The organism is Pseudoalteromonas sp. AS84 (genome assembly GCF_038900255.1).
GTDB lineage: Bacteria > Pseudomonadota > Gammaproteobacteria > Enterobacterales > Alteromonadaceae > Pseudoalteromonas.
The window spans coordinates 193771-205561 of record NZ_JBBMQY010000008.1 but is presented as its reverse complement, the minus strand read 5'-3'; the positions used below and the strand labels follow the sequence as shown (position 1 = coordinate 205561).

The window sequence follows — 11791 nt, the reverse complement described above, 5'->3', positions numbered from 1 at the left end:
CGTTCAATCTGAGCCATGATCAAACTCTTCAATTAAAAAGTTTTATGTCTTTCGACAGCTCAATGAATTCTGAATTTATTTTAATATCTTTCGATATTGAATTGACTGTGCCGAATAATTATCGAAATAACTATTCTGTTGGTCACTCAGTTTTCAATTGAGACTCTAATTTGTTTGCCTCGCTACTTGCTCAATAAAGAACGAAGTAGGTTGGCTGTTAGAACTCAATCTGTACGAGTGCCCACACAGATGATTGCTTTATATTGTTAAAGAACGTTTTGAGTCGCTTTAGCGCCTCAAGGGATGCGAATAATACACCCTTTATTTTTCGAGTCAACACTTTGTTTTAAACTTTCTTTTGGAAGATTTAAAACCGAAGTTTTATTTAACTCTCTGAGTAGTTCCTGCCTCGCTATGCGTTGGCGTTTCCCGTCTCAGTGGGGTCGCATTATAGGGAGCGGCGAATTTTACGCAAGCGTTATTTACACAAAATAGTAATTAAAATTAAGCCCCAAGCAAGCACACACGATAAGCACAAGTTACCCACAAAATGCTGTTGATAACTCTTACTTTTACATAGTTAAACATTGCTAAAGCTTTTAATTAATACCCTAAAAATGCAAAAAGCACCTTATGTAGGTGCTTCTTAAAAGTAATAGGTATAAAAATCTAATATAAAATACTATATAACTTGCGACGATATTTTGCTGCGAGGGCATCACCATCGGGTAAAGAAGCAATAATGGCTAAAAAGCTTAGTTTTGCTTCATTGAAATTCAGATCTTTTTGCAGCACCGTAAATAGTATATCCAATGCTTCTTCTTTTCTGCCTGCTTCATTGAGTAAAATACTGAGCTCTTCTTTTAATTCTAGGTCATTTGGGTACTTTTCTACTTGTTGTTGCTTTTCTTTAATCTCTGGTGAGTCTTTTGCTTCAAGCGCAGCTTCGCATTTTGCTTTTATATTATTAAAGTAAGCATCTTGCTCTTGTGCATCTATAGTATTTATAAGCGCTTGGGCTTCATCTACCTTGTGAATTTGAATACATATGTCTGCAAGCACTAATTTGATGCGTGCATTGCCGCTGTCTATTTCATAAGCTTGCTTTGCATAATTAAATGCAGCATTTAAATCTGACTTTAATAACGCCTGTTTTGCTTGCTCTAACAGTAAGTCTTGTTGCGCAGGTAAATGCTTTGCTAGGGCTTCGCGTATTTGTGCCTCACTTTGAACACCTGCAAGCAAATCTACTGGTGCAGAGTCTTTTAATAATACAAGCGTAGGCAGTGTTTGGAGACCAACTTGTTGCGCAAGTTGAGAAGCGAGTGCTTGCTCTGTATCGCAATCTAGGTTTGCTACTACTATATAGCTTGCATATTCAGCCGCTACTTTATCTAAAATTGCAGCTTGTCCGATGCAGTCAGGACTTTGAGGGGAGAAAAAGTTAAGCAACACCAATTTTTGCTGTGATGTTTCACCGAGTACTTGTTGAAGGTTTTGCGCATTAATACTAACTATGTTGCTCATTGAATTGATTGCCATATTCATCTATTTAGGTTTTTATATGGTGGTGAACATAATAATTACAAGTCATATACCTAAATCACTCGGTATACATATTCAACAATGAGGGAAAACATGAAATTAACTTACCTAAGTGCAGCACTTTTATTAGCAAGTCCATTTATACAGGCAAATGGACTCGATTTGAATTTAGGCAAAACCATGCCAGCTATAGAAAAGTTTTACCTCGATTTACACCAATCGCCAGAGCTTTCTTATCACGAACAAGAAACAGGTAATAAAATAGCGGATAAATTAACTCGGCTGGGTTTTAAAGTAACAAGTGATGTAGGTGGCTTTGGTGTTGTCGGCATTTACAAAAACGGAAACGGTCCAACCGTAATGATCCGTACTGACACCGATGGCTTACCTATTATAGAGCAGACAGGAAAGTCCTATGCCTCAAAAGTTAAAGTAATAGACGAGCATGGTGCGAAAGTAGGTGTAATGCACGGTTGTGGCCACGATATTCATATGAGCTCTTTTATTGGTACTGCTGAGCAATTAATAGTACACAAAGCTCAATGGAAAGGCACTCTGATGATGGTTGCACAGCCTGCCGAAGAAGTTGGTGGGGGTGCTAAAGCTATGTTAAATGAAGGGCTATTTAGTAAATATGAAAAACCTGATCATATAATTGCTTTGCATGTAAGTGCTAGCGTCCCCGCTGGTAAGGTATCAATGAAAAATGAATACACTATGGCAAGTGTAGATTCTGTTGATATTACAATAAAAGGTAAAGGTGGTCATGGTGCTTATCCGCATACAACTATAGATCCTGTGATTATAGCTGCACGCACAGTACTTGCTCTGCAAACAATCACAAGCCGAGAACTTTCACCGCTTGAGCCTTCTGTTATTACAGTGGGGTCTATTCATGGTGGCTCAAAACATAATGTGATTTCGGATGAAGTAAAACTACAACTTACTCTCAGAAGCTATAACCCAAATGTTAGAAATGCTCAAATAGCAGCAATAAAACGAATCACGGCAGGTATTGCACAAAGCTCTGGATTGGATGAATCAAACTACCCTGTAGTATATGTACATGAAGATGAATCTATTCCATCTACTTATAATAACCCTGCACAGACAGATATTGTTAGACACTCTATTGCCAGCGCAATTGGTGATACTAATGTGCTTGAAACACAAGCTGTAATGGCGGGTGAAGATTTTGGCCTATACGGACGCACCGATGAAAATATACCTATTACCTTATTTTGGCTAGGAGGCGTAAACCAAGCACAATATGCAGATTCAATAAAAACAGGTGAAGTACTCCCTTCCCTACACTCTAGTAAATTTGCACCAGATTACAAAGTTGCCATTCCTACCGGAATAAAAGCAATGAGTAACGCTGCTGTTGGTTTATTTAATAAGTAACCTAAATTCTGGATAATAAATCTATCTCAAGCAGCTATTTTCAGCGCTAACTGCGTTGAATTATTTACAATAGGCCAGTCAGGTTAAGTAATACCAATTCAACATTAAGCAATATCGTTTAATAAAATAGCTCTGTAGTTAACTAGCAACAGTGCTTTTTTTATAACTCGACTTTTTAAAGGTCGCTTTTCCACCTCGTTTAGCAAAACGTTTTTTAGGTGAGGTTTTTGGCAACCTTGCAAATGCATTGTTATCACAGTTTGCTGCTAATTGTACAAACCCATTTAGATCAGCCAGTAACGGTTGCAAAAATTGCTGATAACTCATTACTTGCTGCGCAATATCACCTAAACTCGATTCCCACTTTGCGGTTAAATCAGGACTCGCTAAACCTTGCGGTAATACGCTAATAAGTGCAAGCCCTGTTTCGGTCGCTCTAATTGACTTACCTTCACGCTTTAAAAAACGCCGTTTAAATAGCAACTCAATTATTCCCGCACGTGTTGCCTCCGTACCTAAACCATCTGTGTCTTTTAATACTTTTTTAATTTGTGGATCTTTAACGTAACGGCTAATGCCCGTCATCGCAGCCAATAATGTAGCATCGGTAAAATAAGCAGGGGGTGATGTATGCTTTTCGACTACTTCGCCTTGCTCACAAAAAAGAGGCGTACCTTTTGTTAAAGGAGGTAACGTAGCTTCATCTTTTAATTCAGACTTACCCATTAATACCTTAAAGCCTAAGCTTACATCTTGTTTTGCATTTGCTTTAAATAATCCGCCAGCAATTGTTATCTCTGCTTTAGTTTCGTTATATATATAGTCGGGATAAAACTGAATTAAGTAATGGCGGCTTATTAATTGATATACCTTCGCTTCGTCACCGCTCAAACTCACTGACTTTAACTGTTTAGCCGTTGGCACAATGGCATGATGCGCAGCCACTTTTGAATCGTTAAAACATTTACTACGCTTTTTTACATCAGCCCCATTTACTAATTCACTACTTTGCCCACCATTAGCAATTATTGCCTTAAAAATAGCAGAAGCTTCTTGATGGTGATCTTTGGGTAAATAACGATTATCTGAACGCGGGTAAGTTATTAATTTATGACGTTCGTAAAGTATTTGGCAAATATCCAACACTTTTTGAGCAGGCATACCAAATGCTTTAGCTGCATCTATTTGTAGAGCAGATAAGTTATATGGCAACGGTGCACTCTGCTTTTTTTGTTTTTGCTCAAGTGCCGTAAGCTCAGCATTTTGCTTTGTAATAAGTGATGCAACATTTTCTGCAAGTGCTTTATTAAGTATTCGCCCTTCTTCATCTTGGTGTGGCTCACATGCTTTACTAGGGATCCACTTAGCAGCGAAAGGTTGATTATCTGCAGTAAGCAAATGCGCTAATACATCGTAAAAAGGCTTAGACACAAAGTGTGCTATTTCGTTATCTCTATTAACAACAAGACCTAGAATAGGGGTTTGTACTCGCCCTACCGAAAGTACATTACCAAACCCTGCTTTTTGCCCTGCTAACGTATATGCACGCGTTAAATTCATACCAAATAGCCAATCAGCACGGGAGCGCGCTAAAGCAGATACACTTAACGGAATAAAATCTCGATTAGAACGCATAGTACCCAGTGATTTTTTTACTGCGGACAAATTTAAATCACTAATGAGTAAACGTTGCGTACTCTGCTTTTTAGCCTGACTTATTTTGGCTTTTTCTATTACTTGATCGACTAGTAGCTGGCCTTCACGGTCTGGATCGCCAGCGTGAATAAGTTGCGAGGCCTGTTTAATTAATTTTTTCAAAACAGTGAGCTGTTTGCGAGTTTTGGTTTTGGCTTTTAACTTCCACTGTTCAGGTATTATAGGTAAGTGTTCAAACTGCCATTTTTTAAAGCGCTCATCATAGTCATCGGGTTCTGCTTGTTCTAGCATTTTGACGAATAGTCTGATTAGTTAATAATATTGTCAACGGCCCCTTAGGTAAATAGTTAAAAAATACTCTATCAAAGGTTAAGAGTATTGTTAGAAAGTAAAATTAAATAAAGTTAATTATAATAAATTACTCTTATCTTGATACTTAATTTTGATACAGCAAGAAAGTAAAAGCTTCTTGAATAAACATTCACTATTATGAATATTGTTGTTTTTTATTTATGCTTTAAAGGTAATAACAAAGTAGAGCCGTTTGTATATATTTAAACATAACCAACAGTACTAATGCCTATAACCCCCCTCCTCAGAAAGCTAATGTTTGTAGTCTGGATTTCTATTGATTGAGCTTGAAACCTTTGTGGCTCAAAGTTAGCTTGGTTGAATCGCTGTAAATTCAACAGATCAAATCCACATTGCTTTAGGATATCTTCTGATACTTGATAATCTTGGTCCACAAAACCAAACATTGTCCAGCCAGACTCCACACAAATGCCAAGTGTAATTGAGTGGCTATATTGAAATACAGTAGCACCAACCATAGAACCAATTATATTCCCAATTAAAGCCCCCATCACCGGTATAGGAATAATAAAACTGCCCAAAGTTGCACCATATAGCCCTGAGGCAAGTGCCATGGCATCCTTAATTGAGTTTAAAGCAACTTCGCTACCTGAAATATCACCTCTAGCATACTTCAAAGAATGGCTAATTGTATTAATTACCATTGAGGTCGCCATTCCAATAGCATTAGGGGAGAGCTCCTTCATTACTTCACCGCAATAGCCTGCTTTTGAGGAGTTCAAAATAGCAGCAGCTATTAATGCTCTAAATGCAATTTGAGGTGTTGACGTTGCAACTGCTGAAGCTCCCTTACTTAAGCTTACAATATCAAGCTCGCCATCTTTGATTCCGTTCATAATTGCTTTAGCTAAATACGGAGCTGCGGAAAGAGCAGCAGAAAAAGCCGCTGCTGATAATGCTGCTTGTCCAGACTCACGCGCTATATCTGACCACTCGACAAACTCTTCAATATTTAAATCATAATCAGTAGACTCTTCAGATTTAAGTTCCGCTGTTAAATCGATAGCTTCTTGATTAGATAATGGGGTTGAACTGACATTATCGTATTCTAACCTATCCGATGAATGTTCTGCAGTGTGATTATAATTATCAGAAACATCAGGTCGAATTTCAGCATTTCTTATACTTTCTCGAGAAGCCGCTTGCCGAACATCATCAAGTTGATCCGCTGGAACTATTTTATCTCCCGACGAATATGCAGGATTATTTAACGCCTTAGCTGTTTTTTCACCGGTAGCATAATACTTAAGCTCTGCGATATGTTCATCAGATCCTAGCTTCCCATAGCGAATATCTTCACCTGTTTTATTATTTAAAATCATTTCTGCGCTAATGTCAGCTTGACCCTTAGCCGCTGCAGAAACATTAAAGGTTCCTGTATGGTAAGCTTCAGCAATATTACCTTTAGCGAATTGGATATCAACATTCCTTGTCCGCAGAGCTTCAGATTTAATAGTTTCACATGCAGAATCAATAGCTAAATTAACATTATTTATATAGTCAGTAGAAACATGAATGGCATGAGCACTTCCCATAGCATTAAGCACAGATTGGAAGTTATCAGTAAAAACGCTCAATTTAATATCCTCAGACTATGATTCTGCCCACTTAGAAAGGCCGTATTCAATAAATAGGTTGCATGCTATCTCAATATTTTCCATGCGCTGCTCGGAAGCATTCCACATATCTTTAGCCCTATCAGTAATCTGGCCTGCAGCAGAAATTCCAACTCCACCTATAATTGCAGAAGTTAAGAAAAGCGGATTCCTCAACGAAGCCTTAATAATGGAGTTTGAAGATATAAATCCGAGTTTACTAAGCTTACCGTTATTAGAGAAGCTTATAGACTTACCATCTAAATCAACGTATTTTTTTTCTGGTTTATTATCAATAAACTTTTTGACCGTTTGACTATCTAAACCAAAAACTATTGACTTAGTACCTGTCATTCCGAAACACGCCCCTTTATAAAAAGTAATTTCTTCGATAAAACTATGAAAAGGTTCAGCTACAGGGCATTCTTTTTCCGTCCCCAAAAAAACAACATAGCTTTTACCTGATAAAGCAGGAAGGTTTTGTTTATAATGCTCGATAGTGTACAAAGTGCTATCAAAGTTTTCATTCAAAGAAATATTATGCTTAAGGTATGTTGCAATCTTGTAATATTCTTTGGGATAAACCACTATAATTGACTTCGGTTTTGGAGAAAACATTCTATTCCCTATAGTTAAAATTCTATTTCATAACACAAAGTTTTTTAATACAGAAAAAGCAAAGCGAGCTCTAGTGCGCTCTTTTCTGGATTTCATTTTGAAAATAGCATTTAAATTTTCGTAGATATATTTATTTTTTCCATTTTTTTGATTTTCTTCGAAATACTTTTTTGTTGGTTGTAGTTGGCAAACCAGTGAAGCTTATATTTTTAACTTCACTAATAAGAAGTTCAAGATTACTCTGCACTCCCCCGATAAAAGATTGGTAACTCATAGACTTTGTAGAAATAGACTCTAATTGTGACTCCCACATTGCTGTCATATCTGGTTGTGATATTTGCTTGGGGAGCGCTGTAATCAGCTTAATACCGACTTCAGTAGCATGTATCTCTTTGCCTTTTTTGGTTAGATACTCTCGATTAAAAAGAAGATCAATTATACCAGCTCTTGTTGCTTCTGTTCCGAGACCATCGGTTTCCCGTAAAGCTTTTTTTATTGCAGCATCAGTAACAAACCTTGAAATACCAGTTAATGCTCCTAACAGTGTTGCATCAGTAAAATATTTAGGTGCTGTTGTATTTTTCTCTATTAAATCACCTTTTAAACATTGGACTAGTTCCCCTACTTTCACGTTTGGGAGATTGATTGAAGAAAATTCAGAAGCTTCTTTATTCTTCGCTGAGGTAGGAAATAGATCCTTCCAGCCATTTATGACAATATCTTTTTGCTTACTAATGAATAACCCTGCTGATATTTCGGTATGTATTTGTTTATCAAGAAACTCGAAAGCAGGATAAAATTGAGCTATATATTGCCGTGCAACTAACTCATAAATGTTTTGCTCATCCGTTGATAAACTTCCTGTTGCTTTATTTCTTGCTGTCGGAATAATTGCGTGATGCGCACCAACTTTACTGTCATTCCAGACCCTGCTTTTAATACTAAGATCTGCATCTTTAATTATATTTGATGATTTACTCGATACAGTGCTAATTGCCTTAATAACACTTTGGACATCATTAAGGTGTTCTGTTGGTAAATATTGACAATCTGAGCGTGGATAGGTAATCAGTTTATGCTTTTCATAAAGCTGCTGGCATACATCAAGTGTTTTTTTTGCGCTCATACCAAACGCTTTCGCAGCTAAAATCTGTAGAGCAGACAAACTAAATAGCAGAGGTGCTTGCTGCTTTTTTTTATCTTCAATAACCTTAACAACTTTTCCTGATTGACCGTTTATACGTTCTATCACATTTATAGCGAGTGGTTTTGATACAACCCTATTTTCGCTATCCATATAAGGCTCACAGGCCGCACTAGGCTTCCATTTACCTTGATACTTGATACCTTGCTCTGTTTCAAGATTGGCTATGACTTCATAAAATGATTTAGAGACAAAATTTTTGATTTCAATATCTCGGTTTACGATTAAACCTAATATAGGAGTTTGAACTCGACCAATTGACAATACACCTTGGTAACCTGACTTTTGACCTTGTAGTGTGCACAGGCGAGTCATGTTGAGACCATATAGCCAATCAGCTCTTGCTCTAGCTAAGGCAGAAACAGCTAGAGGAATATAATCTTTATTAGGCTTTAAATTATTAACCGCTTTTTTTACAGCAGCCTCATTCATATCACTAATTAAACATCGCTGTGCATTAGTGATCTTCGATTTAGAGGCACCACAATAATTAATCACTTCATCAACAAGAATTTGACCTTCACGATCCACATCACCTGCATTAATAATTGTATTTGCTTGTTTAATTAGTTTTTTAATAACCGTGAGTTGTTTTTTTGTTTGAGACTTAGGCTTAAGTTGCCATTGAGTAGGTATGATAGGCAAATCTTGAATAACCCATTTTTTATACTTTTCATCATAAAATTCAGGGGATGCTTGCTCTAATAGGTGACCTATACACCAAGTTACAATATCACCGTTAGTCGCTTCTATATAACCATCTTTCTTTTTTAATGGTTTAGGTAGTGCTTCGGCGAGAGCTCTCGCTAAGCTTGGTTTTTCTGCAATAAATAATCTCATTTCTTATGTTTATTAACTAAACCCTACATTAGATAAGTACTGTTTATATTAACAGTATTCTAGAGATTGTATATTGTCTTATTAATTAAAAAATTTTTAGAGTGCTTTGTTACATTGCCATCAAAATATTGAAGAGTCGAAAGCGGTATTTATTAAACATAGCTAGGTCTTGCAAGCTTAATTATACTTTTCCATAAGTAGCTATAACTGTTTCAACTGCTTGTATTTTCCCTAGTAATTTAGCACTTTTATCACGTGCCAAATAATATTTCTCTGTAAGAGAGTCTCCCATCTCGGGTACGGAGCCTATTAAACGAATATACTCTTCTGACTCACCAATAGCAGCCATCATGTCAGCTTTATGCTTTTGGAGCGCTTCTTCTAATTTTTCAATGGCACTGCTCTTTAACTTTTCCTTATCAAATACGACTATGTCTTTTTTTTGTTCTTCAAGCTCAGGTATAAATACAACGTCATTAAATGAAGCTGTTTTTTTGTATACCATTTTGTGTGAACCTTTCACCCCGATCCTAGTTAAAGCACCAAGTTTAACTAGTTTAATGAGGTGCTTATAAGCATACCTCCGCGCTTCACTGGAGCACAAAACCTTCTCCGAGCGATTTAAATATTCATCTTTTAACTTCATTACGGTGAATTTATTGAAGTCTTTATTCTTTAAGATTTCTGCTAAAAGTACACTCATTTTTATATTTTTCATAAATTTTAACACACCAAATCAACATGCTCCCATATCGGAGCAATTTTAAGGCTTTTCTCTGTGACAATCAAGCTCCGCTAGCAGAGCAGGTAAAGCAATGAATATTGTTGGTGAAAACGTAAAAAAAGTGAGAGAAAGTAAGGGCTGGACTCAAGAGCAATTAGCAGCCAAGTGTAATTTGTTAAAATGGAATATTACCAGAAGCACTCTAGCGAAAATAGAATCTAAAGTAAGAAGAGTTACCGATATTGAGATAAAAACATTATCTGAAGCGCTTGGGGTGAATGTGGAGATATTATTTTCTAATTAGCAATATAATGAAGCGGGCTTTGCACCGAGGGATTGATATAGCGCTCAATAGGTTGACGTCATTTGAAGATCATATATATCTAGCTGTGTTGTTAGCTAGCAGTTTTGAAAAACTCAGTTATTTCACTCGATGTAACATCGAGTGGTAATGTTGATAAACCTATAAAGGAAAGATCTTTAAGTGACTATTTATTTCCCAGTACGCTAGGTTTCTGATTAAGTATAACAAGCCCTTTTTCTACTAAAACAATTGAGCAAGTACCATCCATCATTTGATGAACTTATACGAATATAATTCTCATCCCTCAACTACCACAAATAATGTTGGCATATTTCGTCAATATGAGTAAAGTTGTTAAAGAGTTCCGTATTATCTTTTGAAATTTCAAAGTAAGCAGAAACATTAATTCCAATTTTCGATGGTTTTATATTTTTTGATATTGAAAAGTGCTCTAAGCAAATATGAAATATCTTCATTGTTTCACAATTAAATATATCTATATTATTCAAATCCACCTCCGACCTAGAGTGCCGTTGCTTACCAATAAAATAACATTAACAGCAAGTAATTTATCTGAGAACAAAAATATTTTGTCTAAACAGGCTTAACTTTGTCACCTACATTAGGATCATCGAAAGGCATAGCTTCTTTTTCTGGCTCTTCAACAACCTCACCACTCAGTGATGCTAGAAGTCCTGTTTGGCGACGAATTATGCGACCTCTTGAAACGACACGATTAGATTTGATAGTGGTTATTTTCGGCTGAACATGAGTTGCTGTACCTGTACCTCTGATAACTTCTAAGTTTCCTAAGCTTTCTCCAGTCTCAGGATCTTTCAACTCTTGTGGATCAATAGAATAAACTAAAAAGTGGTCTCCTTTCGTTATGCCATGCTCTGACCCTCGATTGATTATAAGGGTGTATTCGTCATTAACCCTTGCAACTAATGCAGGATAATTAGCTTTTTGTGTATTATCTGCCATTGGAAATATCCTCTAAAATAAAGCTAGGCACAGATGCTTTAACAATCAATTTTTTTAACTCATCCTTAGAGTTAGCCATAATTTGACTTAACTTTTCTCCAAAGTCATAATTATCAGTAATTACTATTTGAACTTTTTTGTCATTTTGAACATTTATTACTTTACCCACACCAACAAGCCTTTCTAAACCATCTTCCAGATAATAAACAGAAATAATGGCATCATGAGACAGTAAAAGTGTTGGCTCAACTAGAAATAAAGCACAAGCGCCTTGATAGGCTTTTGGCGCATCTTTCACATACATAACACGAGGAATTTTTGTATCTGATCCCTGGCATGCAACCCAAGCAGTTCTCAATGCAACAACAACCAAAAAGAAAACAACTATTATAACCGGTAAAATGTATTTCAACTCAATACTAGTCGATTCGGGCACTAAATAAAAAACTAGAAATGCACCAATAAAACTTAGGAAAGTAAGAATCCCCCCCCAACTTTTTACTGTGCTCTCCCAAAGGAGATTACTAAAAGATAACTCTTTCATT

The 11791-nt window shown here is 36.5% G+C and carries 9 protein-coding genes and 1 pseudogene; 2 read left to right on the top strand and 8 right to left on the bottom strand.

Annotation, left to right across the window (positions count from 1 at the left end; translation table 11 throughout):
- Positions 1 to 669: 669 nt before the first annotated feature.
- Positions 670 to 1527: a tetratricopeptide repeat protein gene (locus WNY79_RS10900; protein WP_024599840.1), complete on the bottom strand. Its 858-nt coding sequence runs from the start codon at positions 1525 to 1527 to the stop codon at positions 670 to 672.
- Between the two features lie 111 nt (positions 1528 to 1638).
- On the opposite strand from WNY79_RS10900, the gene WNY79_RS10895 reads away from it, so the two are divergent.
- Positions 1639 to 2949, top strand: a complete 1311-nt coding sequence (locus WNY79_RS10895) for an amidohydrolase (protein WP_342875856.1) — start codon at positions 1639 to 1641, stop codon at positions 2947 to 2949.
- A gap of 138 nt (positions 2950 to 3087) precedes the next feature.
- Here WNY79_RS10895 and WNY79_RS10890 read toward each other — a convergent pair.
- From WNY79_RS10890 to WNY79_RS10870, 5 genes and pseudogenes are all read right to left on the bottom strand, one after another.
- Positions 3088 to 4896 (bottom strand): annotated as a pseudogene (locus WNY79_RS10890) (DNA topoisomerase III); the annotation flags it as partial.
- A gap of 263 nt (positions 4897 to 5159) precedes the next feature.
- Positions 5160 to 6554 (bottom strand): hypothetical protein, encoded by a 1395-nt coding sequence (locus tag WNY79_RS10885; RefSeq protein ID WP_342875855.1) that lies wholly within the window; start codon positions 6552 to 6554, stop codon positions 5160 to 5162.
- Between the two features lie 15 nt (positions 6555 to 6569).
- Positions 6570 to 7190: a hypothetical protein gene (locus WNY79_RS10880; protein ID WP_342875854.1), complete on the bottom strand. Its 621-nt coding sequence runs from the start codon at positions 7188 to 7190 to the stop codon at positions 6570 to 6572.
- A gap of 130 nt (positions 7191 to 7320) precedes the next feature.
- Complete coding sequence (locus tag WNY79_RS10875) at positions 7321 to 9234, bottom strand: DNA topoisomerase III (protein ID WP_342875853.1); 1914 nt, start codon at positions 9232 to 9234, stop codon at positions 7321 to 7323.
- A gap of 181 nt (positions 9235 to 9415) precedes the next feature.
- Entirely contained in the window at positions 9416 to 9952 is a 537-nt protein-coding gene (locus WNY79_RS10870) for a hypothetical protein (RefSeq protein ID WP_342875852.1), read from the bottom strand.
- A 97-nt stretch (positions 9953 to 10049) separates the two neighbouring features.
- On the opposite strand from WNY79_RS10870, the gene WNY79_RS10865 reads away from it, so the two are divergent.
- Positions 10050 to 10262, top strand: a complete 213-nt coding sequence (locus WNY79_RS10865; RefSeq protein ID WP_342875851.1) for a helix-turn-helix transcriptional regulator — start codon at positions 10050 to 10052, stop codon at positions 10260 to 10262.
- 594 nt (positions 10263 to 10856) lie between these two features.
- Here WNY79_RS10865 and WNY79_RS10860 read toward each other — a convergent pair.
- On the bottom strand, positions 10857 to 11246 hold the full coding sequence (locus tag WNY79_RS10860) for a hypothetical protein (RefSeq protein WP_182784195.1): 390 nt from the start codon (positions 11244 to 11246) through the stop codon (positions 10857 to 10859).
- The gene (locus tag WNY79_RS10855; RefSeq protein WP_342875850.1) at positions 11236 to 11790 is read right to left on the bottom strand and encodes a hypothetical protein; all 555 of its coding nucleotides are present in this window, start codon (positions 11788 to 11790) and stop codon (positions 11236 to 11238) included. The genes WNY79_RS10860 and WNY79_RS10855 overlap by 11 nt, the downstream gene beginning before the upstream one ends.
- Between the last annotated feature and the right edge of the window lies 1 nt (position 11791).